The following is a 23,213-nucleotide window of genomic DNA, read 5'->3' as shown; positions in this document are numbered from 1 at the left end:
CGGCCCCGTTAATCGCCCCGAAGCCATCGCTGGCAAGCCAGCTCCCACACTGTTTTTGTAGGCGCTAATGCCCCGTGGGAGCTGGCTTGCCAGCGATGGGGGTTTAGCCTGCCAGCTCCCACACTGTTTTGTAGGCGCTAATGCCCTGTGGGAGCTGGCTTGCCAGCGATGGGGTTTAGCCTGCCAGCTCGCGCATCCGCTGCAATACGGCATTCAGCCCATTACTGCGCGACGGTGACAGCTGCCGGCTCAAGCCCAGCTGGTTGAACCACTCGGGCAAATCCACCTGTTGCAGCTGTTCGCCGGACAAGCCATTGACCCGTGCCAGCAATAGGGCGACCAGCCCGCGGATCAATCGTGCATCGCTACTGGCTGCAAACTGCCAGTGACCGTCGCGCAGCTCACCCAGCAACCACACCTGACTTTCGCAGCCATGCACGCGGTTGGCTTCGTTTTTGTCTGCCAGGTCAAGCTCGGGCAGGCGTTGCCCCCATTGCATCAGCAAGCGCGCGCGTTGTTCCCAGCCTGTGCAGTGTTCAAAACTGTCGAGGGCGGCCTGTGCATCGGCGGGCAGGGTCATTGCAGCAACTCCAGCGCCTGGTCCAGCGCCTCGAAAAAACGCTGTAGATCGTCGGAGTCGTTGTACAGCGCCAGCGACACGCGGATAGCTCCGGCCAGACCGAAGCTTTTGAGCAGCGGCATGGCACAGTGATGACCGGCCCGCACAGCGATGCCTTGCTCAGTCAGCAGATGTGCCAGGTCGGCATTGTGCACGCCGTCAACCACAAAGCTCACCAGCGCCAGCTGTGGCGAACCCAGCAGGCGAACCCCCTGGCGTTGCGTCAAGCCGTCGATCAGCAGGCTGTGCAATGCGGCTTCGTGGGCTTCGACGGCTGCTTGATCCAGAGTGGACAGATAGCTGAGGGTTGCGCCCAGACCGATCACGCTGGCAATCGGCGGAGTACCGGCTTCAAAGCCCAGCGGTGCCGGGCGAAAGGTTGCGCTCTGGTAGTCAGCGTCTTGCACCATCTCGCCACCGAACTGCCAGTGCTGCAGGCGGGCCAGCGCGGCGTGGCGGCCAAACAGCACGCCCAGCCCGTCCGGGCCGTACAGTTTGTGGCTGGAGAAAACGTAAAAGTCGCAGCCCAGCGCGTTCACGTCATGCCGGCCATGGACGATGCCCTGGGCGCCATCAACCACGGTCAGCGCATTTTGCGCCTTAGCCAGAGCCAGCAGCTCAGGTAACGGCTGCCATACACCGAGCACATTGGATAACTGGCTGACGGCCAGCAGGCGGGTGCGGGGGGTGATCAGGCGGGCGGCGGCATCGAGGTCGATCACGCCGTCGGCATCCAGCGGCAGTACCACCAGAGTCAGTTTTTTACGCTTGGCAAGCTGTTGCCACGGCAGCAGGTTGGCATGGTGTTCCAGGGCGCTGATAACGATCTCGTCGCCCTGGGTAAATTGGTGTTCCAGCCCATAGGCCAGAAGGTTCAGCGCCGAGGTGGCGCCGTGGGTGAAAACAATTTGCCCGCAGTCGCTGGCGTTGAGCCATTGCGTCACTTTCTTACGGGTGTTTTCAAACGCCTGGGTCGCATGGGCCCCCGGCAGATGCTGGGCGCGGTGCACATTGGCTGCGCCATTGGCGTAGTAATGCTGCAGTGCGTCGAGCAGGGCCTGGGGTTTTTGTGTAGTTGCAGCGTTGTCCAGATAGGTCTGGTCCTGACGTTGCATGGCGGCGATGGCAGGGAAGTCAGCGCGCCAGGGGGAAGGCAAAAGCATGGTGTTCAGGGCTCTGTTGACGGGACCAGAGGCTGGCCCCGTCAGTGGCAGACAGACGCTTAGTTGTGAGCGTGCAGTGCTTCGTTCAGCTCGATGGCCGACTTGTGGGTTTTGCATTCCACAGCGCCGGTTTCCGAGTTGCGGCGGAACAACAGGTCTGGCTGACCGGCCAGGTCACGGGCCTTGACCACTTTGACCAGCTGGTTGTTCTCGTCCAGCAGCGCGACCTTGGTGCCGGCGGTTACATAAAGGCCGGACTCAACGGTGTTGCGGTCGCCCAGCGGGATACCGATACCGGCGTTGGCGCCGATCAGGCAGCCTTCGCCAACCTTGATCACGATGTTGCCGCCGCCCGACAGGGTGCCCATGGTGGAGCAGCCGCCGCCCAGGTCCGAGCCCTTGCCGACGAATACGCCCGCCGAGACGCGGCCTTCGATCATGCCCGGGCCTTCGGTGCCTGCGTTGAAGTTGACGAAACCTTCGTGCATCACGGTGGTGCCTTCGCCGATGTAGGCGCCCAGACGGATCCGCGCGCTGTCAGCGATACGCACGCCGGCCGGAACCACGTAGTCGGTCATTTTCGGGAACTTGTCGACCGAGAACACTTCCAGCAACTCGCCACGCAGGCGGGCTTCGAGCTGACGCTCGGCCAGTTCGCCCAGGTCGATGGCACCCTGGCTGGTCCATGCCACGTTCGGCAGCAGCGGGAACACGCCAGCCAGGCTCAGGCCGTGGGGCTTGACCAGGCGATGGGACAGCAGGTGCAGCTTGAGGTAGGCCTCGGGGGTGGAGGTCAGGGCTGCATCTTCGGCCAGCAGGGTGGCGACCAGCGGCTTGTGGCTTTCAGCCAGACGGGTCAGCAGGGCGGCCTGGGCGGTGTCGATCGGTTTGGCGATTTCAGCCATTTGTGCAGCTTGCGCGGTGCTGAAGGTGATTGCCTGGTTGCCGCCGGTGTAGCCCAGGATCGGGGCGATGGCTGCGATCAGCTCGGCCGACGGGTTAAGCAACGGTTGGGCGTAAAACACTTCCAGCCATGCGCCTTGACGATTCTGGGTACCAACACCAAAGGCCGCGCTGAATAGGGTAGTAGACATGCAATTACCTCTTGAACATAAATAAATGGGCGGGCTTTAAAGAAGGGCCGCCGCATAAAGATCTGGCTTGAAGCCAATCAGGGTTTTGTCTCCGAGATCGAGCACCGGGCGCTTGATCATCGAGGGTTGGGCAAGCATCAGTTCAATGGCTTTCGCCTGGTCGAGATCGGCTTTGCGTTCGTCGTCGAGTTTGCGAAAGGTTGTACCGGCGCGATTGAGTACCACTTGCCAGCCGTGCTCGTTGCACCATTGGGTCAGGTGCTCGCGGTCAATACCGCTGGCTTTGTAATCGTGGAAGTCGTAGCGCACGGCATGCTCATCCAGCCAGGTGCGAGCCTTCTTCATGGTGTCGCAGGCCTTGATGCCGAAAAGGTGCAACGTCTTGTTCGAATCGGTCACTGGATTGCCCCTCCTTTGAATACGCCGGGAAATGATCGGTGGCGGATTATGCCATGAGCAGCGGCCTTGGGCTCGGCCGGGTGCAAGCTTGGCATGTACGTGTGACAGGTCGTCGCATTGCGACTTTTGTTCAGCGGTCAGAGCCCGGGCTTAAAGGCTACTATGGTACGCAATGGGGAAATTGTTGCCTCATATGTTTTAAGGCTTATTGTTCGGGAATCCTGTTGATATGCAAACTGCCTATACCGTCCTCATCTTGCTGATGCTGGTGGGGGTCTCGCGTTTATTGGGGCGCGTGATTCCGCTGCCTCTGCCCCTGGTGCAGATTGCTGCCGGTGCAGTGCTGGCGTGGCCAACCCTGGGCTTGCACGTGGCGCTGAACCCCGAGTTATTTCTCTTTTTGTTTTTGCCGCCGTTGTTGTTCTCGGACGGTTGGCGCATGCCAAAGCGCGAATTCTGGCGCCTGCGGGGGCCCATTCTGACGCTGGCCGTCGGCTTGGTGCTGTTCACTGTCGTGGGGGCCGGCTACTTCATTCATTGGCTATTACCGAGCATTCCTCTACCCGTTGCGTTTGCCCTGGCCGCCGTACTGTCGCCGACGGATGCGGTGGCGGTATCGGCCATTGCCCAAAACCGGCTGCCGGCACCCCTGATGCATATGTTGCAGGGCGAGGCGTTGATGAATGACGCGACCGGCCTGGTGACCTTCAAGTTCGCCCTGGCGGCAGCCATCACCGGGGTTTTTTCCCTGGCCAATGCCAGCGTGACTTTTTTGCTGGTGGCTTGTGGCGGCCTGGCGATAGGTGTGGCATTGAGCTGGGTTGTAGGGCGCATGCGCTCGTGGATGATCACGCGGGGCTGGGATGATCCGGCCACGCATGTGGTGTTCATGCTTCTGCTGCCGTTTGCCGCTTATGTACTGGCCGAGCGTCTGGGGGCTTCGGGTATTTTGTCGGCGGTAGCGGCGGGGATGATGCAGAGCTGGCTGGATTTGTTGCCGCGGCAAACCAGTACCCGGTTACTGAACCGCAGCGTGTGGTCGCTGCTGGAATTTGCCTTCAATGGCCTGATTTTCTTGCTGTTGGGCCTGCAGTTGCCGGACATCATCAAAGCCGTCGTCAGACTGGAGCCCACACTGTGGCCGACCCTGATGTATCGCTGCCTGGATGTAGTGGTGATCTTTCTGGTGCTGTTGGCGTTGCGTTTTATCTGGGTGCAGAGCATCTGGCGCTTGTCCGGCCTGTTGCGCCGCTGGCGCGGCAAGGGCGAGTTGACCATGGTGCCGACTGCACGTTCCTGCTGGTTGCTGACGGTGGGCGGGGTGCGTGGGGCCGTGACGCTGGCGGGCGTGATGTCGGTGCCGCTGTTGATCAGCGAAGGCCTGGATTTTCCGGAGCGCGAACTGTTGATCTTCATTGCCGCCGGGGTGATTTTGCTGTCGTTGATCGTGGCCTGCATTGCCTTGCCCCTGTTGTTGCGCGGTATCCCCAAGAGTCAGGACGATGCCATGCGGGCTGAAGTGCGCGAAGCGTGGCGGCGCACGGCGGAAGCGGCGATTCATGCGCTGGAGGCTGAAGAGGTGGTCGAGCCCGAGAAGCAGGATGCTGCGCTGGCGGCATTGGCGGCTGAATTGAAGGCGCGGATCATGTCCGAGTACCGGCATCAGCTTGAGGTGTTCAATGACTCGGCGGAAGCTCAGGCGCTGGCGTCGCAGATGGACCATCTGGAAAGCCGTTTGCGGCTCAAGGCGCTCAGGGCGCAGCGGCTGGAGCTGTACAGCTTGCGTCGCCACCATGAAATCGGTGATGACGTACTCAGTGAAGTCCTGCGGGATCTGGACTTGAGCGAGGCCAACCTGGGAACCGTGAAGTAGCCCGACATCTGCAGCAGCGAGCTCGCCTCATGATCTTTAAAGATCGCGGGGCAAGCTCGCTGCTGCAGGTCTGGAGGTTATTTGCGGCGCAGAATGAACTCGCGAATCCGTTCTGCGGCTTCTACGCATTCTGCCAGCGGCGCTACCAGTGCCATGCGCACGCGGCCGGCGCCGGGGTTGAAGCCGTCGACTTCGCGGGACAGGTACGAGCCCGGGACCACAGTCACCTGTTCTTCGGCGAACAGGTCGCGGCAAAAGTCTGCGTCATCCCCTTCAACTTTGGGCCACAGGTAAAAGCCGCCGTCCGGGCGCTGTACGTCGAGGACCGGGCCCAGGATTTCCAGCACCGCATCGAACTTCTCGCGATACAGGTCGCGGTTGGTGCGCACGTGGGCTTCGTCGTTCCAGGCCGCAATGCTGGCCAGCTGGGTTTGAACCGGCATGGCGCAGCCGTGGTAGGTGCGATACAGCAAAAACGCCTTGAGGATCTCGGCGTCACCGGCCACGAAACCCGAGCGCAGGCCTGGCAGGTTGGAGCGCTTGGACAGGCTGTGGAATACCACGCAGCGTTTGAAATCTTCACGACCCAGGTCTACGCAGGCGCTCAGCAGGCCGACGGGCGGTGTCTGCTCGTCGAAGTACAGTTCGCTGTAGCACTCGTCGGCGGCAATCACGAAGTCATGTTTGTCAGCCAGGGCGATCAGTTTTTTCAGGGTGTCGAGGGGGATCAGCGCGCCCGTCGGGTTGCCCGGTGAGCACAGGAACAGGATCTGGCAGTTGTCCCAGGTCTCGGCCGCTACGGCGTCGAAGTCCGGGTTGAAGCCATGTTCTGCCAGGCACGGCAGGTAGTGCGGTTTGGCGCCGGCGAGGAACGCTGCGCCTTCGTAGATCTGGTAGAACGGGTTCGGGCTGATCACCAGCGCGTCGTCGCCACGGTTGACCACGGTCTGGGTGAAGGCAAACAGCGCTTCACGGGTACCGTTGACCGGCAGGATGTTGCGCGCCGGGTCGAGCCAGCCTTTTGGCACCTGGAAACGTCGCTCGGCCCAGCCGCCAATGGCTTCGCGCAGGGCCGGGATGCCGAGGGTGGTCGGGTAGACCGCCATCTGGTCCAGGTTGTCGGCCAGGGCCTTGGCCACGAAATCCGGCGAGCGGTGTTTGGGTTCGCCAATGGACAACGCAATCGGGCGTTTGTCGGTGTTGGGCTGCACGCTGCCAAGCAGGGCGCGCAGTTTTTCGAACGGATAAGGCTGAAGCTGGTTTAGAGCGTTGTTCATTGGATGCGGGTCTCGCTCGGCGGCGCTTAAATGCTCAGGCGCCACGGTTCAGGGGTTGAGTCTTTGTCGACGGTCAGCTGTTCAACGATGGCTTCCTGCAAACGCATGCACAGCTGCGGATCGGACAGCGGCTGATTGTTTTCGTCAGTAACGAAAAACACGTCTTCGACGCGCTCGCCCAGGGTGGCAATTTTGGCGTTCTGCAACGACAGGTCGAACTCCAGAAAAATCATCCCGATACGGGCCAGCAGGCCGGGCCGGTCGGGTGCGCTGAGTTCCAGTACGGTCACCGGGCGCTGCGCGTCATTGTGAATCGTCACCTGGGGCGGGAAAGCAAAATGCTTGAGCTGGCGGGGAACCCGGCGCTGGATGATGTTGGGGTAGTCATCGGGGTTGCGCAGCGCTTCAGTCAGGCCCTTGCGGATTCTCTCGACGCGGGCCGGGTTATTGCCGATCGTTTCGCCGTCGTTGTCGAGCACGATGTAGGTATCGAGGGTGAACTTGCTGCTGGAGGTGATGATTCGCGCGTCATGGATGTTCAGGTTGAGCTGATCCATCGCGGCCACGGTTACGGCAAAGAAGTCATGCTGGTCGGGCGCGTAGATGAAAATCTGGGTGCCGCCTTCGAACTCGCGCTGGGTGGTTTCCTTGATCAGTACCAGCGGGCCGCCATCGGCCGGTTGTTGCAGGATGGCCTCGGTGTGCAGGGCCACATCGGCCGAGGTATGGCGCAGGAAGTAGTCGTCGCCAAGCTGGGACCAGAGTTGTTCCACGTCGTCCTGGTCGTTGCCGTTGCGCACCAATATGTCCAGCGCGGCACTCTGGGTCTGGCGGATCTGCTCTTCGCGATCAACCGGGTTTTCCAGGCCGCGACGCAGTGCGCGCTTGGTTTCGGTGTAAAGCTGGCGCAACAGGCTGGCGCGCCACGAGTTCCACAGGGTCGGGTTGGTGGCATTGATATCGGCCACGGTCAGGACGTACAGGTAGTCGAGACGGGTTTCGTCGCCCACGATCTGGGCGAAGTCATGGATGACCTGGGGGTCGGACAGATCCTTGCGCTGGGCGGTGGTCGACATTACCAGGTGATTTTGCACCAGCCACACGATCAGGCGTGTATCCCACTGCGGCAACTGATGGCGGATGCAGAACGCCTCGGCATCTACCGCGCCAATCTCGGAGTGGTCGCCATGCCGGCCTTTGCCGATATCGTGATACAGCCCGGCCAGGTAAATCAGTTCAGGCTTGGGCAGCTTGGCCATCAGCTTGCTGGCCAGCGGGAATTTCTCTGACACCTGGGTGTACTGCAATTTACGCAGATGCTTGATCAGGTTCAGGGTGTGGGCATCGACGGTATAGATGTGGAACAGGTCGTGCTGCATTTGCCCGACGATAAAGCCGAATTCGGGCAGGTAGCGTCCGAGAATGCCGTAGCGGTTCATCCGGCGCAGGTTGCGATGGATGCCGATCTTGCACTTGAACAGCTCGATAAACAGGCTGGTGTTGCGGATGTCTTTACGGAAGTCGTCGTCGATCAGGTAGCGGTGTTCGCGCAACAGACGAATGGTATCGGCCCGCACGCCCTTGATCTCGGGGTGCTGGGCCATCAGCAGGAAAATTTCGAGCATGGCAAACGGCGTGCGTTTGAACACATGGTCGCTGGTGGCCTCGATGTAGCCATCGTGCAGCTGGAAGCGCGAGTTCAGCGGGGCAGGCGGCGCGGCGTCGTCGGGTGCCAGAATCACTTCTTCGAAGTGCTGGATGATCAGGTCGCTGAGCTGGGCGATGCTCATGACCACCCGGTAGTACTGCTGCATGAAGTTTTCGATGGTCTGTTTGGTATCTTCGCCAGTAAAGCCGAGCAACTCGGCGATGCTGCGTTGATGATCAAACAGCAGGCGGTCTTCAGCGCGGCCGGCGAGCATGTGCAGGGCGTAGCGGACTTTCCACAGGAACTCTTGCGAGGATGCCAGCAGGGCGTGCTCGCTCTCGACCAGGAAACCTTCACCCGCCAGGGCGCGCAGATTGAGGGTGCCGTACTGACGTCGGGCCACCCACAAAATGGTCTGGATATCGCGCAGGCCGCCCGGTGAGCCTTTGACGTTGGGCTCCAGGTTGTATTCCGTGTCGTTGTATTTGTGGTGACGAGCTTTCTGCTCGGCACGCTTGGCCAGAAAGAAATCCTTGCTGGGCCACATGTGGGCGGTACTGGTGACGTCCAGCATGCGCTGGCGCAGGCGCTCAGGGCCGGCCACGGTACGGCTTTCCATCAGGTTGGTGATGATGGTCAGGTCGGCGCGGGCCTGCTCGGCGCATTCGTCCACCGAGCGCACGCTCTGGCCAACTTCGAGACCGATGTCCCAGAGCAGGGTCAGAAAGCGTTCGATGGAGTCGCGGAAAATTTCGTGATCGGCGTTGTCCAGCAGGATCAGCAAATCGATGTCGGAGTAGGGGTGCAGTTCGCCACGGCCATAGCCGCCGACGGCAACCAGGGCGATATCGGCCTGGTTGCTCCAGCTGAACTGATCCCACGCCTGTTGCAGGATATTGTCGACGAACCAGGCGCGATCTTCGATCAGGCGTCGAATGTCGCGGCCACTGCGAAAGCGTTCGTCCAGAGCCTCTCGTGCCTGGCGGATGGCCTTTTTGAAAGCGGCAATGGGGCTTGCCTTCAACGCCAGTTCGGCCTGGAACTGGCCGCGGTCAAAAAGTTCGGGATCCACCTGCGGCATCGATTGGCTTTCCTATCGCTGTAAAGCTTTTATATAGGGAGAATCTATATAGAGACTGCTTGAGGTATCAGGCCGAAACGCGAGGGATGGTGTCATCGCTGCGCAGGGTGAAGATCTCGTAGCCCGTCTCGGTCACCAGCAGGGTGTGTTCCCACTGCGCTGACAGCTTGCGGTCCTTGGTGATTGCGGTCCAGCCATCACCCAGAACCTTGGTATCGGCTTTGCCCTGGTTGATCATCGGCTCGATGGTGAAGGTCATGCCTGCTTTGAGTTCCATGCCGGTGCCGGCGCGACCGTAGTGCAGGATTTGCGGCTCTTCGTGGAAGACCTTGCCGATGCCGTGGCCGCAGAACTCGCGAACTACCGAGAAGCCGTTCTTTTCAGCGTGCTTCTGGATCACTTCGCCGATGTCGCCCAGGCGGCAGCCCGGTTTGACGATTTCGATGGCCTTGTACATGCATTCCTGGGTCACTTGCGACAGGCGCTCGGCCCAGACCGGTACCTTGCCGACGTGGAACATGCGGCTGGTATCGCCGTGGTAACCGTCCTTGATGACGGTAACGTCGATATTCAGGGTGTCACCGTCTTTCAGCACCTTGTCGCCCGGGATGCCGTGGCACACCACATGGTTGATCGAGGTGCAGATGGACTTCGGAAAGCCTTTGTAGTTGAGCGGAGCGGGGATGGCCTGCTGCACGTTGACAATATAGTCATGGCAGATGCGGTCCAGCTCTTCGGTGGTAACGCCGGGCTTGACGTGCTCGGCAATCATTTCCAGGACTTCGGCGGCCAGTTTGCCGGCGATACGCATTTTTGCGATGTCCTCGGGGGTTTTGAGGGTGACGGTCATTCGGGCTCTCTTCGCGCGTTGGCGCTCATCATCAGGATTGCGGGGGTGCTTTGCTGCTGCACACCGCCATAAAAATGCGATTCTAACAGACGGTCGGCGATAATCATGGGCCTCTCGCCATCGCTTCTCTTAATAGAATGGGGCATTCTGGCTCTATTCCAGACCCTGCGCAAAAGGGCGAGGAAGAAAGTCTGATTCCGTGTTTCGTTTTTTGCGCATCTTGTGGTATAAAATGCGCCGCTTTCCGGGTATAGCCCGCTAAGCACAAACCCACACACGTATCGACACGATGACCTGGGTGCCTTCAGCTCGAAGCTGCTGGTTGGTCGTTGGGATACGTGGAGGCCTAACCCGACTTACTAAGGAACTACCATGTCCCAAGTCAACATGCGCGATATGCTGAAGGCCGGTGTGCACTTCGGTCACCAAACCCGTTACTGGAACCCGAAGATGGGTAAATACATCTTTGGCGCGCGTAACAAGATCCACATCATCAACCTTGAAAAAACCCTGCCAATGTTCAACGAAGCTTTGACTTTCGTAGAGCGTCTGGCCCAGGGCAAAAACAAGATTCTGTTCGTCGGCACAAAGCGTTCCGCTGGCAAGATCGTTGCTGAAGAAGCAACCCGTTGCGGTTCGCCGTACGTTGATCACCGCTGGTTGGGCGGCATGCTCACCAACTTCAAAACCATCCGTGCTTCCATCAAGCGTCTGCGTGACCTTGAAATCCAGGCCGAAGACGGTACTTTCGCCAAGCTGACCAAGAAAGAGGCGCTGATGCGTACTCGCGATCTGGAAAAGCTGGATCGTAGCCTGGGTGGTATCAAGGACATGGGCGGTCTGCCAGACGCACTGTTCGTTATCGACGTTGATCACGAGCGTATCGCGATCACCGAAGCTAACAAGTTGGGTATCCCGGTTATCGGCGTTGTCGATACCAACAGCAGCCCAGAAGGTGTTGACTACATCATCCCGGGTAACGATGACGCAATCCGCGCTATCCAGCTGTACATGGGTGCGATGGCTGATGCTGTGATCAAAGGCCGTAACCACGTTGCTGGCGGCACCGACGTTTTCGTCGAAGAAGCTCCGGCTGCAGCGGTAGTTGAAGGCTGAGTAATTAACGCCTAGCGTTTACTCAGTACGCAAAAAGGGGGCTTGGCCCCCTTTTTGCCACCTCGAAATCCATTTGTTGGAAGTTGCCCTGGCGTTGCTGTATCAGATTGCGGCTGGCAGGGTTGTATCGAGGCATGCTTCACACGAATTGAACGCCCGTTCGGTCGGGTGGAATGGTTGAAAACCTATCCAAGAGGAATTTTGAAATGGCAGAGATTACTGCAGCGTTGGTTAAAGAACTGCGTGAGCGTACCGGCGAAGGCATGATGGATTGCAAGAAAGCCTTGACCAAGGCTGGCGGCGACATCGAAAAAGCCATTGATGACATGCGTGCTTCGGGCGCCATCAAGGCTGCCAAAAAAGCAGGCAACGTTGCTGCTGAAGGCGCTATCGCAGTTAAAGTTGCTGAAGATGGCAAATCTGCCGTTATTCTTGAAGTTAACTCGCAAACCGACTTCCTGGCTCTGCAAGACGACTTCAAAAAATTCGTTGCTGACAGCGTAGAAAAAGCTTTCGCTGAGAAGCTGACCGACGCAGCTCCGCTGATCGCTTCGCAAGAAGCTGATCGTCTGGTTCTGGTTGGTAAAGTAGGCGAGAACGTAAACATCCGTCGCCTGGCCCGCATCGAAGGCGACGTTGTTGATGCTTACCTGCACGGCAACAAGATCGGTGTTGTAGTAGCTCTGAAAGGCGGCAACGCCGAGCTGGCACGTGATATCGCCATGCACGTAGCTGCAAGCAACCCTGAGTTCCTGCTGCCATCGCAAGTTTCCGCTGATGCTATCGAACGCGAAAAAACCGTGTTCATGAGCCTCAACGAAGACAAGATCAAAGGCAAGCCAGCAGAAATCGTTGAAAAAATGGTTGCCGGTCGTATCAGCAAGTTCCTGGCTGAAGCCAGCCTGGTTGAACAAGCTTTCGTTAAGAACCCGGAAATCAAGGTCGGCGAACTGGCCAAGAAAGCCGGCGCTGAAATCGTTTCCTTCACCTACTTCAAAGTAGGCGACGGTATCGAGAAGCCAGTTGATGACTTCGCTGCTGAAGTTGCTGCACAAGTGGCTGCAAGCAAGCAATAAGACGGTTCTAAACTGTCGACCCGAAGAGGCTGCCCGCTCACGCGCGCAGCCTCTTTTCAAATGGGTGGGGATTTTCCCTTCCCGGCGGAACCGGTTTACAAAATAGTGTTCCGATGGTGCTGCTGTGCAGTGCCAGCTAGAGTAAGCGCGGGCTGTAAACAGCCTCGCACAGATTTTTTATAAAACGCGGCAGGAGAGATTCGCAATGGCTCAGCAGGGCAGTGGTTATCAAGCTCGCTATAAACGCATTCTACTCAAGCTAAGCGGCGAAGCCCTGATGGGCTCTGAAGAGTTCGGGATCGATCCCAAAGTTCTCGACCGCATGGCGCTGGAAGTCGGCCAGCTGGTTGGTATCGGTGTTCAGGTAGGGTTGGTGATTGGTGGTGGCAACCTGTTCCGTGGGGCTGCGCTGAGTGCTGCAGGTATGGATCGCGTTACAGGCGACCATATGGGCATGCTGGCAACCGTGATGAACGCCCTGGCCATGCGCGACGCGCTGGAACGTGCGAATATCTCCGCCATCGTAATGTCGGCCATTTCCATGGTGGGCGTGACTGATCATTACGATCGTCGCAAGGCCATGCGTCACCTGAACGCCAAGGATGTGGTGATTTTTGCTGCAGGTACCGGTAATCCATTCTTCACGACGGATTCGGCTGCCTGTTTGCGTGCCATTGAAATTGACGCTGATGTGGTGCTCAAGGCAACCAAGGTCGACGGCGTGTACACCGCAGATCCATTCAAAGACCCGCATGCCGAGAAGTTCGATCATCTGACTTACGATGAAGTACTGGATCGCAAGCTGGGCGTAATGGACCTGACGGCTATCTGCTTGTGCCGCGACCATAAAATGCCATTGCGTGTATTTAACATGAACAAGCCCGGCGCCCTGCTTAATATTGTCCATGGCGGCGCTGAAGGCACTCTGATCGAGGAAGGTCAACAATGATCAACGAAATCAAAAAAGACGCTCAAACGCGCATGCAGAAATCGCTGGAATCTCTGTCCCATGCATTTGGCCAGATCCGTACCGGCAAGGCTCACCCGAGCATTCTGGGTAGCGTGATGGTGCCTTACTACGGCTCGGATACTCCGATCAGCCAAGTGGCCAACATCACTGTCAAAGACTCCCGTACCCTGCAAGTCGTAGCGTTCGAGCGCAATATGCTCGGTGCGGTAGACAAGGCAATCCAGAGCGCCGGTCTGAACCTCAATCCGACTAACCTGGGCGAATTGCTGCTGATCTCCATGCCTGCCCTGACTGAAGAAACCCGCAAGGTGTTCGCCAAGCAGGCCCGTGACGCAGCTGAAGATGCCCGCATTGCTGTGCGTAATATTCGTCGCGATGCGCTGAGCCAGTTGAAAGATCTGGTCAAGGAAAAAGAAATCAGCGAAGACGAAGAGCGTCGTGCTGCTGATGATATTCAGAAGCTGACCGACAAGGCTGTAGCTGATATCGAAACTGCCACCAAGCAGAAAGAAGCTGACCTGATGGCCGTATAAGGGTCTGGGCGTTTTATGGAAATGACCAAGCAGGCTGAGCCGTCATCGGTGCCGCGACACGTCGCCATCATTATGGACGGTAATAATCGCTGGGCGAAAAAACGCTTTATGCCGGGTGTTGCCGGGCATAAAGCGGGAGTGGATGCGGTTCGCGCAGTGATTGAAGTGTGTGCCCAGGCCAAGGTCGAGGTGCTGACGCTGTTCGCGTTCTCCAGTGAAAACTGGCAGCGCCCGGCAGCAGAAGTCAGTGCCTTGATGGACTTGTTCTTCCGGGCACTGCGTCGTGAGGCCAAGCGCCTCAATGAAAACAACATCAGTCTGCGGATCATTGGCGACCGCTCACGCTTTCATCCCGATTTGCAAATGGCGATGCGTGAAGCGGAAGCAATGACTGCGGGTTCTGAGCGCTTTGTGCTGCAGATCGCCGCTAACTACGGCGGTCAGTGGGACATCGCCCAGGCCGCTCAGCAGTTGGCGCGTCAGGTGCAGGCAGGGCATTTACAGCCTGAAGACATCACCCCTGACGTGTTGCAAGCCTGTCTGGTAACGGGTGATCTGCCTTTGCCTGATCTGTGCATTCGCACCGGTGGCGAGCATCGCATCAGCAATTTTCTGCTGTGGCAGCTGGCCTATTCCGAGTTGTACTTCTCCGACCTGTTCTGGCCGGACTTCAAACACGAAGCCATGCGTCATGCATTGGCTGATTTCGCTTCTCGCCAGCGCCGCTTCGGTAAAACGAGCGAGCAGGTTGAGGCTGGAGCCCGGGTTTAATGCTTAAACAACGAATCATTACTGCTCTTATCTTGCTGCCAATTGCCCTGTGCGGTTTTTTCCTGCTTGAGGGGGCCGGCTTTGCGCTGTTCATTGGCCTGGTCGTGACCCTGGGGGCCTGGGAATGGGCACGCCTGGCGGGTTTTGACGCTCAGCCAGCCCGCGTTGCCTTTGCTGCGGTTGTAGCTTTGCTGCTGTTTGGCCTGCACATATTCCCTGATCTGGCGCCATGGGTGTTGGGTGCTGCGGTTCTATGGTGGGCAGTGGCAACCTACCTGGTGCTGACCTTTCCGCAATCATCGGTGCACTGGTCAACGACTGCGACCAAACTGGTCATCGGCCTGTTGATTCTGTTGCCGGCCTGGCAGGGTCTGGTGCTGATCAAGGCGATGGCGCTGGGTAACTGGTTGATCATGGCAGTGATGGTTCTGGTGTGGGGTGCCGATATCGGCGCCTATTTCTCGGGGCGTAAATTCGGCAAGCGCAAGCTCGCACCGAAAGTCAGTCCGGGCAAAAGCTGGGAGGGTGTATTTGGCGGCTTGTTGCTGAGCTTGCTGATCACCGCTGCGGTCGGTGTGGCGCGTGGCTGGAGCGCCTCCGAGATGTTTGCCGCACTGGTCGGTGCTGGCGTGATCGTATTGATTTCGGTGGTGGGTGACCTCACCGAAAGCATGTTCAAACGCCAGTCCGGGATCAAGGACAGCAGTAACCTGCTGCCTGGCCATGGTGGTGTTCTGGACCGCATCGACAGTTTGACTGCGGCGATCCCGGTATTTGCTGTATTGCTGTGGATGGCGGCGTCATGAGCCGTCCACAACAGATTACTGTTCTGGGGGCTACGGGTTCGATTGGCCTGAGCACCCTGGATGTTGTTGCCCGTCACCCTGATCGCTATCAGGTGTTCGGTTTGAGCGGTTACAGCCGTCTCGCCGAGCTGCTGGCGTTGTGCATTACCCACAAGCCAAAGGTTGTGGTCGTGCCGGATGATCGTGCGGCCAGCCAGTTGCTGGCCGGCCTGCGCTCGGCAGGGCTCGGTGTCGAGGTCCTGGTGGGTGAGGAAGGCCTGTGCCAGATTGCTTCGGCGCCCGAGGTTGATTCGGTCATGGCGGCGATTGTTGGTGCTGCGGGCTTGCGTCCGACACTGGCAGCGGTCAATGCAGGCAAAAAAATCCTGTTGGCGAATAAAGAAGCGCTGGTGATGACCGGCGACCTGTTTATGCAGGCTGTTCGCCGCAGTGGTTCGGTGCTGTTGCCCATTGATAGTGAGCACAACGCCATTTTCCAGTGCCTGCCGCAGGATTTCGCCCGAGGCCTGACTAATGTTGGCGTTCGCCGGATTCTGTTGACGGCGTCTGGCGGACCTTTTCGCCAGACCCCCCTGGCGGAGCTTGAGCACGTTACGCCGGATCAGGCCTGTGCCCATCCCAACTGGTCGATGGGGCGCAAGATTTCCGTAGACTCTGCCAGCATGATGAACAAGGGCCTGGAGTTGATCGAGGCTTGCTGGCTGTTTGACGCCAGACCGGACCAGGTCGAGGTGGTCATCCATCCGCAAAGCGTGATTCATTCGCTGGTCGATTATGTGGACGGTTCGGTGCTTGCCCAGCTGGGTAATCCGGATATGCGCACTCCGATTACCAATGCCCTGGCATGGCCTGAGCGCATTGATTCGGGGGTCGCGCCGCTGGATCTGTTTGCAGTTGCGCGTCTTGATTTCCAGCGCCCGGATGAGCAGCGCTTTCCCTGCTTGCGCCTGGCCCGTGAAGCGGCCATGGCGGGCAACAGTGCGCCGGCGATGCTGAATGCGGCGAACGAAGTAGCGGTTGCGGCCTTTCTTGATGGCCGAATCCGTTACCCGCAAATTGCCCGTATTATCGAAGACGTTTTAAACAGTGAGCCTGTGGTTGCAGTAGACGAGTTAGAGGCGGTCTTCGCCGCCGATACCAAGGCGCGAATGCGGGCTGAACAGTGGTTGAGTCGTAACGGCTGATAAGTGGTGCTTGCCGGAACCGGACAGGATCGCGGAGAAAGTAGATGAGTGCGCTATATATGATTGTTGGCACCCTGGTGGCATTGGGTGTGCTGGTCACTTTTCATGAATTCGGTCACTTTTGGGTGGCGCGCCGTTGCGGCGTCAAGGTTCTACGTTTCTCCGTGGGTTTCGGTACGCCTTTGCTGCGCTGGCATGACCGCAAGGGTACCGAGTTTGTCATTGCAGCCATCCCGTTGGGTGGCTACGTGAAAATGCTCGACGAGCGCGAAGGCGAGGTTCCCGCCGATCAGCTGGATCAGTCCTTCAATCGCAAGACCGTTGGTCAGCGCATAGCCATTGTCGCCGCCGGGCCGATCGCCAACTTCTTGTTGGCGATGGTGTTTTTCTGGGTGCTGGCAATGATGGGCAGCCAGCAGGTGCGGCCTGTAATCGGTGCCGTAGAAAGCGCCAGCCTGGCAGCTCAGGCCGGCCTTGTGGCCGGCCAGGAAATCGTTGCCATTGACGGCGAGCCGACCGTTGGCTGGTCGAACGTAAACCTGCAACTGGTCCGCCGTCTGGGCGAAAGCGGTTCTATCCAGATCGCAGTGCGCGGGCCGGGCTCGGATGTCGAGACTTCGCATCAGTTGATCCTGCATGACTGGCTCAAGTCTGCTGACGAGCCGGATCCGATCAAGTCGCTGGGTATTCGCCCGTGGCGCCCCGAGTTGCCGGCAGTGCTGGCAGAGCTTGACCCGAAAGGCCCGGCACAGGCTGCCGGACTTAAAATCGGTGACAAGCTGTTGGCCATCAACGATCAGGCCATCAACGACTGGCAGCAGGTGGTTGACTGGGTTCGCGTGCGGCCGGACTCCCGTGTTGTGTTGCATGTCGAGCGCGACGGGGTTGCGCTTGATGTCCCTGTTACCCTTGCGGCTCGCGGCGAAGGTAAGGCGGCAACCGGCTATCTGGGGGCGGGGGCCAAAGGTGTCGATTGGCCACCGGCAATGATTCGTGAGGTCAGTTACGGCCCGCTCGCCGCAATCGGGGAGGGTGCAAAGCGTACGTGGACCATGAGCGTATTGACTCTCGATTCGCTGAAGAAAATGTTGTTCGGTGAGCTCTCGGTAAAAAACTTGAGTGGACCGATAACCATTGCTAAAGTGGCGGGCGCTTCTGCCCAGTCGGGCGTCGTGGATTTCCTGAGTTTCCTGGCTTATCTGAGTATTAGCCTTGGGGTTCTGAATTTGTTGCCCATCCCTGTACTGGATGGGGGGCATTTATTGTTTTATCTGATCGAGTGGGCGCGTGGTCGTCCCTTGTCGGATCGGGTGCAGGGTTGGGGGATGCAGATCGGTATCAGTTTGGTGATCGGGGTGATGTTGCTTGCTCTGGTCAACGATCTGGGACGTCTGTAAACACTTCGCTGAATTGCGAATCTGCCGCATTTTGCGGCAGTTTGTTTATTGCCAGTTGGAATAAGAAAGGACTTCATGAAACGTCTGCTGCTAACTGCGGTTCTCGCCGTACTGATGATCGCCGAAGTTCACGCCGAGTCCTTCACTATCTCTGATATTCGTGTCAACGGGCTGCAGCGGGTTTCCGCCGGTAGCGTGTTTGGTGCGTTGCCTCTGAACGTGGGTGAAGTAGCGGATGACCGCCGTTTGGTGGAATCCACTCGTGCGTTGTTCAAAACCGGTTTCTTTCAGGATATCCAACTGGGTCGTGATGGCAATGTGCTTGTCATTACGGTTGTCGAACGTCCATCCGTCTCCAGCATCACCATCGACGGTAACAAGGCGATCTCCACTGATGACCTGATGAAAGGGCTCAAACAGTCGGGCCTGGCCGAAGGTGAAATCTTCCAGCGTGCAACCCTTGAGGGTGTACGCAACGAGCTGCAACGCCAGTATGTTGCCCAGGGCCGCTACTCGGCCACGGTTGACACCGAAGTGGTGCCCGAGCCGCGTAACCGCGTTGCCCTGAAGGTCAACATCAATGAAGGCACGGTTGCTGCTATCCAGCACATCAACGTGGTGGGCAACACCGTCTTCCCTGAAGAAGATCTGGTTGACCTCTTCGAACTGAAAACCACGAACTGGCTGTCGTTCTTTAAGAATGACGACAAGTATGCTCGTGAAAAACTGTCGGGTGACCTTGAGCGTCTGCGCTCTTACTACCTCGATCGCGGCTATATCAATATGGATATCGCTTCGACCCAGGTATCGATCACCCCCGACAAGAAGAACGTCTACATCACGGTCAACGTGAATGAAGGCGAAAAATACAATGTCGGCGAAGTGAAACTGAGCGGTGACCTCAAGGTTCCTGAAGACCAGATCAAATCGCTGTTGCTGGTTCAGCCAGGGCAGGTGTTCTCGCGCAAGCTGATGACCACTACCTCCGAACTGATTACCCGTCGTCTGGGTAACGAGGGCTACACCTTCGCCAACGTGAACGGTGTGCCTCAGCCAAACCCTGAAGATCACACGGTAGCCATCACTTTTGTGGTTGATCCGGGCAAGCGTGCTTACGTGAACCGCATCAACTACCGCGGCAACACCAAGTCTGAAGACGTGGTTCTGCGTCGCGAAATGCGCCAGATGGAAGGTGGCTGGGCTTCGACTTACCTGATTGACCAGTCCAAGGTTCGCCTTGAGCGTCTGGGCTTCTTCAAGGAAGTGAACGTTGAAACTCCGGCTGTGCCAGGCACTGACGACCAGGTTGACGTGAACTACGCCGTAGAAGAACAGGCTTCGGGTTCGATCACTGCCAGCGTCGGTTTTGCCCAGAGCGCCGGTTTGATCCTGGGTGGCTCGATCACGCAGAACAACTTCCTGGGTACGGGTAACAAGGTCAGCATTGGCCTGACCCGCAGCGAATACCAGAGCCGCTACAACTTCAGCTACGTTGATCCGTACTGGACTGCAGATGGCGTAAGCCTGGGCTACAACGTGTTCTACCGCACCACTGACTACAAAGATCTGGACGTTGACGTTGCCAACTACTCCGTTGACAGCCTGGGTGCAGGCGTCAGCATGGGCTACCCGATCAGCGACACCTCGCGTCTGACCTATGGTCTGACCGTGCAGCAGGATGAAATCAGTACCGGTCAGTACACCGTTGACGAGATTTTCGACTTCGTAAACCGTGAAGGCACCAAGTACCTCAACTTCAAGGCATCGGTCGGCTGGTCTGAATCGACCCTGAACAAAGGTGTACTGCCAACACGCGGCAGCTCGCAGAGCCTGGTGCTTGAAAGCACGATTCCTGGCAGCGACCTGCAGTTCTACAAGCTGGACTACCGTGCCCAGTTGTTCCAGCCGTTGACCGACACCTACACCATGCGTCTGCACACAGAGCTGGGCTATGGCGACGGTTACGGTTCGACTGAAGGCCTGCCGTTCTACGAGAACTACTACGCCGGTGGTTTCAACTCGGTACGTGGTTTCAAGGACAGCGCTCTGGGCCCTCGCAGCACGCCTAGCTCGGGTAAAAACCCGGGCACCATCGCTGACCCTGATCAGGATCCGCTACCATTTGGTGGTAACGTGCTGATCCAGGGCGGTGTGGAAGTTCTGTTCCCGATGCCGTTCGTCAAAGATCAGCGCTCCCTGCGGACCTCTGTGTTCTGGGATGTTGGTAACGTGTTCGACACCAACTGCAAGGGCGATACCAAGGATTGCGACATCAGCTTTAGCAACATGGCCAGCTCTGTCGGTGTTGGCGTGACCTGGGTGACTGCACTTGGCCCGCTAAGCTTCAGCTTGGCAATGCCGGTCAAGAAACCGGATGACGCAGATACCCAGGTATTCCAGTTCTCCCTCGGCCAGACTTTCTAAAAGCCTGACTTTAGACACAGACAACAGATTTTTTAGGAGTGCATCGTGCGCAAGTTGACTCAATTGGTTCTCCTGGCTTCGGTCCTGGTCGCTGGCCCAGCCTTTGCTGATATGAAAATTGCCGTACTGAACTATCAGATGGCATTGCTGGAATCTGACGCTGCCAAGCGTTATGCCGTGGATGCCGAGAAGAAATTTGGCCCGCAACTGACCAAGCTCAAAAGCCTGGAAAGCAGCGCCAAGGGTATTCAGGATCGTCTGGTAAAAGGCGGCGACAAAATGCAGCAGGGCGAGCGTGAGCGTCTGGAGCTTGAATTCAAGCAAAAGGCCCGCGATTTCCAGTTCCAGTCCAAGGAACTGAACGAAGCCAAAGCAGTTGCTGACCGTGAAATGCTGAAACAGCTCAAGCCAAAACTGGACAGCGCTGTTGAAGAAGTCATCAAGAAAGGTGCCTTTGACCTGGTATTCGAGCGTGGTGCTGTGATTGATGTCAAACCTCAGTACGACATCACTCGCCAGGTTATCGAGCGCATGAATCAGCTGAAGTAATTATGACTGCGACTATAAAACTCGGCCAATTGGCCGAGTTCCTCGGTGCCACCTTGCGTGGCAGCGCGGAGAAAGAAATTACTGGGCTAGCCACTTTACAAGAGGCTGGCCCAGCTCAGTTGAGCTTTCTGGCCAATCCCCAGTACCGAAAATTCCTTGTCGACTGTCACGCGGGAGCTGTATTGCTCAAGCCGGACGATGCCGAGGATTATGTCGGTGATGCGCTATTGGTACCTGATCCTTATCTGGCATATGCCCGAATTTCCCACTTGTTCGATCCCAAGCCCAAGGCTGCGCCCGGCATTCACCCGACGGCAGTCATTGCTGTTGATGCGGTGATTGATCCGCTGGCCAGCATTGGTGCTTTTGCGGTGATTGAAAGTGGTGCTCGAATCGCTGCCGGCGTCACGGTCGGTCCCCACTGCTTTATCGGGGCCCGTTGTGAAATCGGCGAGGGCGGCTGGCTGGCACCACGGGTAACGCTTTATCACGACGTACGCATCGGCAAGCGCGTGGTGATTCAGTCGGGTGCTGTGCTGGGCGGTGAGGGTTTTGGTTTCGCCAACGAGAAGGGTGTCTGGCAAAAGATCGCGCAGATCGGTGGGGTAACCATCGGTGATGATGTCGAAATTGGCGTCAACACCGCCGTCGACCGCGGTGCTTTGGCCGACACGGTGCTGGGTAATGGCGTCAAGCTGGATAACCAGATCCAGATCGCCCATAACGTTCAGGTCGGTGACCATACGGCCATGGCTGCCTGTGTGGGCATTTCCGGTAGCACTAAAATCGGCAAGCACTGCATGTTGGCGGGTGGTGTCGGTTTGGTGGGGCACATTGAAATTTGTGACAACGTGTTCTTGACTGGTATGACGATGGTGACTCACTCGATTACCAAACCAGGCGCCTATTCTTCAGGGACCGCCATGCAGCCGGCGGCCGAATGGCGCAAGAGCGCGGCACGTATTCGTCAGCTGGACGATATCGCCAGACGGCTTAAACATCTGGAAAAGCACGTCGGGGAAGTGACCCCGGACGGTAAAGCTTCTTCAGAGGGCTAATACATTTTCCATATCAAGTGTGCATAGCCACTGGTTTGCTTCCTTGATTTGCTAGAGGAGCGCGCCTTAGTCGCGCGCGCCCAATCTTTATTACAGGCTTCCCCACGAAATGATGGACATCAACGAGATTCGCGAATATCTGCCCCACCGTTATCCGTTCCTGCTGGTGGATCGCGTAGTGGATCTGGATATCGAGAACAAGCGCATTCGTGCCTACAAGAATGTCAGCATCAATGAACCTTTTTTCAACGGTCACTTTCCGGCGCACCCAATCATGCCCGGCGTTTTGATCATTGAAGCGATGGCTCAGGCAGCTGGTATCCTTGGCTTCAAAATGCTCGACCTCAAGCCTGCCGACGGCACGCTTTACTATTTCGTGGGCTCCGACAAGCTGCGCTTCCGTCAACCGGTCACCCCGGGTGATCAACTGATTCTTGAAGCCAAATTTCTGAGCTGCAAGCGTCAGATCTGGAAGTTCGAGTGCCAGGCGTCGGTTGATGGAAAGCCGGTTTGCTCGGCTGAAATTATCTGTGCGGAACGCAAACTATGAGTTTGATTGACCCTCGCGCAATCATCGATCCGACGGCCATATTGGCCGACGACGTCGAGGTCGGCCCATGGTCGATCATCGGCGCAGGTGTGGAAATCGGCGAGGGGACAGTGATTGGGCCGCATGTGATTCTCAAGGGCCCAACCAGGATCGGTAAGCACAATCGTATCTACCAGTTCTCTTCGGTAGGCGAGGACACACCTGATCTGAAGTACAAGGGCGAAGAAACCCGTCTGGTGATCGGTGACCACAACGTCATTCGTGAAGGGGTCACCATTCATCGCGGTACCATTCAGGATCGCGCCGAAACAACCCTGGGCGATCACAATCTGGTCATGGCTTATGCCCACATCGGCCATGACAGCGTGATCGGCAATCACTGCATTCTGGTCAATAACGCTGCCCTGGCGGGCCATGTGCACATGGGTGACTGGGCGATCCTGTCCGGTTTTACTCTGGTTCATCAGTTCTGCCATATCGGCGCCCACAGCTTCTCGGGCATGGGCACCGCCATTGGCAAGGACGTACCGGCATTTGTGACGGTGTTTGGCAGCCCTGCGCAAGCGCGCAGCATGAACTTCGAAGGCATGCGCCGTCGCGGTTTCAGTGAAGACGCCATTCACGCGTTACGCCGCGCCTATAAAGTGGTGTACCGCCAGGGCTTGACCGTTGATCAGGCGCTGGCCGAACTGGCTGAGCCTGCTGCGCAATTCCCTGAAGTTGCAATGTTTGTTGAGTCGATTCAATCCTCCACCCGCGGCATTACGCGCTAGTC

General features: G+C 57.8%; 21 protein-coding genes. 14 read left to right on the top strand and 7 right to left on the bottom strand.

Annotated elements, in window-relative coordinates:
- Nucleotides 1–175: 175 nt before the first annotated feature.
- From JQ845_RS01950 to JQ845_RS01935, 4 genes are read right to left on the bottom strand one after another with little or no spacing between them, the layout of a single operon-like run.
- Entirely contained in the window at nucleotides 176–580 is a 405-nt protein-coding gene (locus JQ845_RS01950) for a SufE family protein (RefSeq protein WP_003440394.1), read from the bottom strand.
- Nucleotides 577–1,782 (bottom strand): cysteine desulfurase, encoded by a 1,206-nt coding sequence (locus JQ845_RS01945; RefSeq protein WP_127196015.1) that lies wholly within the window; start codon nucleotides 1,780–1,782, stop codon nucleotides 577–579. The genes JQ845_RS01950 and JQ845_RS01945 overlap by 4 nt, the downstream gene beginning before the upstream one ends.
- A 59-nt stretch (nucleotides 1,783–1,841) precedes the next feature.
- Nucleotides 1,842–2,876 carry a 2,3,4,5-tetrahydropyridine-2,6-dicarboxylate N-succinyltransferase gene (dapD, locus tag JQ845_RS01940; RefSeq protein ID WP_003440400.1) on the bottom strand — a complete coding sequence of 345 codons (1,035 nt, stop codon included), beginning with the start codon at nucleotides 2,874–2,876 and terminating at the stop codon, nucleotides 1,842–1,844.
- A gap of 36 nt (nucleotides 2,877–2,912) precedes the next feature.
- Nucleotides 2,913–3,275 (bottom strand): ArsC family reductase, encoded by a 363-nt coding sequence (locus JQ845_RS01935; RefSeq protein ID WP_127196014.1) that lies wholly within the window; start codon nucleotides 3,273–3,275, stop codon nucleotides 2,913–2,915.
- Between the two features lie 229 nt (nucleotides 3,276–3,504).
- Here JQ845_RS01935 and JQ845_RS01930 point away from each other — a divergent pair, with 229 nt between their 5' ends.
- Nucleotides 3,505–5,148 (top strand): Na+/H+ antiporter, encoded by a 1,644-nt coding sequence (locus JQ845_RS01930; RefSeq protein WP_003440407.1) that lies wholly within the window; start codon nucleotides 3,505–3,507, stop codon nucleotides 5,146–5,148.
- 77 nt (nucleotides 5,149–5,225) lie between these two features.
- On the opposite strand, the gene dapC is transcribed toward JQ845_RS01930, so the two are convergent.
- The 3 genes from dapC to map all read right to left on the bottom strand — a co-directional run bounded on the left by dapC (nucleotide 5,226) and on the right by map (nucleotide 10,085).
- Entirely contained in the window at nucleotides 5,226–6,425 is a 1,200-nt protein-coding gene (dapC, locus tag JQ845_RS01925) for a succinyldiaminopimelate transaminase (protein ID WP_003440410.1), read from the bottom strand.
- Between the two features lie 26 nt (nucleotides 6,426–6,451).
- Entirely contained in the window at nucleotides 6,452–9,154 is a 2,703-nt protein-coding gene (locus JQ845_RS01920) for a [protein-PII] uridylyltransferase (protein WP_010655964.1), read from the bottom strand.
- 67 nt (nucleotides 9,155–9,221) lie between these two features.
- Nucleotides 9,222–10,085 carry a type I methionyl aminopeptidase gene (map, locus tag JQ845_RS01915; protein WP_083912784.1) on the bottom strand — a complete coding sequence of 288 codons (864 nt, stop codon included), beginning with the start codon at nucleotides 10,083–10,085 and terminating at the stop codon, nucleotides 9,222–9,224.
- 291 nt (nucleotides 10,086–10,376) lie between these two features.
- Between map and rpsB the strand changes: the two genes are divergently transcribed.
- The 13 genes from rpsB (at nucleotide 10,377) to lpxA (ending at nucleotide 23,211) form a co-directional block, all read left to right on the top strand.
- Nucleotides 10,377–11,120, top strand: coding sequence for a 30S ribosomal protein S2 (gene rpsB / locus JQ845_RS01910; RefSeq protein WP_003440422.1), 744 nt, complete (start codon nucleotides 10,377–10,379; stop codon nucleotides 11,118–11,120).
- A gap of 206 nt (nucleotides 11,121–11,326) precedes the next feature.
- Nucleotides 11,327–12,196 (top strand): translation elongation factor Ts, encoded by an 870-nt coding sequence (tsf, locus tag JQ845_RS01905; RefSeq protein WP_003440424.1) that lies wholly within the window; start codon nucleotides 11,327–11,329, stop codon nucleotides 12,194–12,196.
- Between the two features lie 205 nt (nucleotides 12,197–12,401).
- On the top strand, nucleotides 12,402–13,145 hold the full coding sequence (gene pyrH, locus JQ845_RS01900) for a UMP kinase (protein WP_003440426.1): 744 nt from the start codon (nucleotides 12,402–12,404) through the stop codon (nucleotides 13,143–13,145).
- Nucleotides 13,142–13,699 (top strand): ribosome recycling factor, encoded by a 558-nt coding sequence (frr, locus tag JQ845_RS01895; RefSeq protein WP_003440428.1) that lies wholly within the window; start codon nucleotides 13,142–13,144, stop codon nucleotides 13,697–13,699. The genes pyrH and frr overlap by 4 nt, the downstream gene beginning before the upstream one ends.
- A 15-nt stretch (nucleotides 13,700–13,714) precedes the next feature.
- Nucleotides 13,715–14,470, top strand: coding sequence for a polyprenyl diphosphate synthase (gene uppS / locus JQ845_RS01890; RefSeq protein WP_003440430.1), 756 nt, complete (start codon nucleotides 13,715–13,717; stop codon nucleotides 14,468–14,470).
- A complete protein-coding gene (locus JQ845_RS01885) occupies nucleotides 14,470–15,276 on the top strand; it encodes a phosphatidate cytidylyltransferase (RefSeq protein ID WP_203008060.1) in 807 nt (268 codons plus the stop codon). The genes uppS and JQ845_RS01885 overlap by 1 nt, the downstream gene beginning before the upstream one ends.
- On the top strand, nucleotides 15,273–16,460 hold the full coding sequence (gene ispC / locus JQ845_RS01880; RefSeq protein WP_003440436.1) for a 1-deoxy-D-xylulose-5-phosphate reductoisomerase: 1,188 nt from the start codon (nucleotides 15,273–15,275) through the stop codon (nucleotides 16,458–16,460). The genes JQ845_RS01885 and ispC overlap by 4 nt, the downstream gene beginning before the upstream one ends.
- Before the next feature lie 44 nt (nucleotides 16,461–16,504).
- Nucleotides 16,505–17,857 (top strand): sigma E protease regulator RseP, encoded by a 1,353-nt coding sequence (rseP, locus tag JQ845_RS01875; RefSeq protein ID WP_003440439.1) that lies wholly within the window; start codon nucleotides 16,505–16,507, stop codon nucleotides 17,855–17,857.
- A gap of 75 nt (nucleotides 17,858–17,932) precedes the next feature.
- Nucleotides 17,933–20,281: an outer membrane protein assembly factor BamA gene (gene bamA, locus JQ845_RS01870; protein WP_003440442.1), complete on the top strand. Its 2,349-nt coding sequence runs from the start codon at nucleotides 17,933–17,935 to the stop codon at nucleotides 20,279–20,281.
- Nucleotides 20,282–20,326: 45 nt separating this feature from the next.
- A complete protein-coding gene (locus JQ845_RS01865) occupies nucleotides 20,327–20,830 on the top strand; it encodes an OmpH/Skp family outer membrane protein (protein WP_003440444.1) in 504 nt (167 codons plus the stop codon).
- A gap of 2 nt (nucleotides 20,831–20,832) precedes the next feature.
- On the top strand, nucleotides 20,833–21,888 hold the full coding sequence (lpxD, locus tag JQ845_RS01860; RefSeq protein WP_003440447.1) for a UDP-3-O-(3-hydroxymyristoyl)glucosamine N-acyltransferase: 1,056 nt from the start codon (nucleotides 20,833–20,835) through the stop codon (nucleotides 21,886–21,888).
- A gap of 109 nt (nucleotides 21,889–21,997) precedes the next feature.
- Nucleotides 21,998–22,438, top strand: a complete 441-nt coding sequence (gene fabZ, locus JQ845_RS01855) for a 3-hydroxyacyl-ACP dehydratase FabZ (protein ID WP_003440450.1) — start codon at nucleotides 21,998–22,000, stop codon at nucleotides 22,436–22,438.
- Nucleotides 22,435–23,211, top strand: a complete 777-nt coding sequence (gene lpxA, locus JQ845_RS01850; RefSeq protein ID WP_003440454.1) for an acyl-ACP--UDP-N-acetylglucosamine O-acyltransferase — start codon at nucleotides 22,435–22,437, stop codon at nucleotides 23,209–23,211. Before fabZ ends, lpxA begins: the two co-directional genes overlap by 4 nt.
- Nucleotides 23,212–23,213 lie beyond the last annotated feature (2 nt).

It is taken from the genome of Pseudomonas paraversuta, assembly GCF_904063065.1.
GTDB lineage: Bacteria > Pseudomonadota > Gammaproteobacteria > Pseudomonadales > Pseudomonadaceae > Aquipseudomonas > Aquipseudomonas paraversuta.
The sequence above is the reverse complement of the archived record's forward strand: the minus strand, read 5'-3'. Positions and strand labels throughout refer to the sequence as shown.

Coding starts and splice junctions, on each gene's coding strand:
- fabZ (WP_003440450.1), top strand. CDS start 21,998: ATGATGGACATCAACGAGATTCGCGAATATCTGCCCCACCGTTATCCG.
- JQ845_RS01930 (WP_003440407.1), top strand. CDS start 3,505: ATGCAAACTGCCTATACCGTCCTCATCTTGCTGATGCTGGTGGGGGTC.
- dapC (WP_003440410.1), bottom strand. CDS start 6,425: ATGAACAACGCTCTAAACCAGCTTCAGCCTTATCCGTTCGAAAAACTG.
- JQ845_RS01920 (WP_010655964.1), bottom strand. CDS start 9,154: ATGCCGCAGGTGGATCCCGAACTTTTTGACCGCGGCCAGTTCCAGGCC.
- JQ845_RS01885 (WP_203008060.1), top strand. CDS start 14,470: ATGCTTAAACAACGAATCATTACTGCTCTTATCTTGCTGCCAATTGCC.
- ispC (WP_003440436.1), top strand. CDS start 15,273: ATGAGCCGTCCACAACAGATTACTGTTCTGGGGGCTACGGGTTCGATT.
- rpsB (WP_003440422.1), top strand. CDS start 10,377: ATGTCCCAAGTCAACATGCGCGATATGCTGAAGGCCGGTGTGCACTTC.
- dapD (WP_003440400.1), bottom strand. CDS start 2,876: ATGTCTACTACCCTATTCAGCGCGGCCTTTGGTGTTGGTACCCAGAAT.
- lpxD (WP_003440447.1), top strand. CDS start 20,833: ATGACTGCGACTATAAAACTCGGCCAATTGGCCGAGTTCCTCGGTGCC.
- lpxA (WP_003440454.1), top strand. CDS start 22,435: ATGAGTTTGATTGACCCTCGCGCAATCATCGATCCGACGGCCATATTG.
- rseP (WP_003440439.1), top strand. CDS start 16,505: ATGAGTGCGCTATATATGATTGTTGGCACCCTGGTGGCATTGGGTGTG.
- frr (WP_003440428.1), top strand. CDS start 13,142: ATGATCAACGAAATCAAAAAAGACGCTCAAACGCGCATGCAGAAATCG.
- pyrH (WP_003440426.1), top strand. CDS start 12,402: ATGGCTCAGCAGGGCAGTGGTTATCAAGCTCGCTATAAACGCATTCTA.
- JQ845_RS01950 (WP_003440394.1), bottom strand. CDS start 580: ATGACCCTGCCCGCCGATGCACAGGCCGCCCTCGACAGTTTTGAACAC.
- bamA (WP_003440442.1), top strand. CDS start 17,933: ATGAAACGTCTGCTGCTAACTGCGGTTCTCGCCGTACTGATGATCGCC.
- tsf (WP_003440424.1), top strand. CDS start 11,327: ATGGCAGAGATTACTGCAGCGTTGGTTAAAGAACTGCGTGAGCGTACC.
- uppS (WP_003440430.1), top strand. CDS start 13,715: ATGGAAATGACCAAGCAGGCTGAGCCGTCATCGGTGCCGCGACACGTC.
- JQ845_RS01945 (WP_127196015.1), bottom strand. CDS start 1,782: ATGCTTTTGCCTTCCCCCTGGCGCGCTGACTTCCCTGCCATCGCCGCC.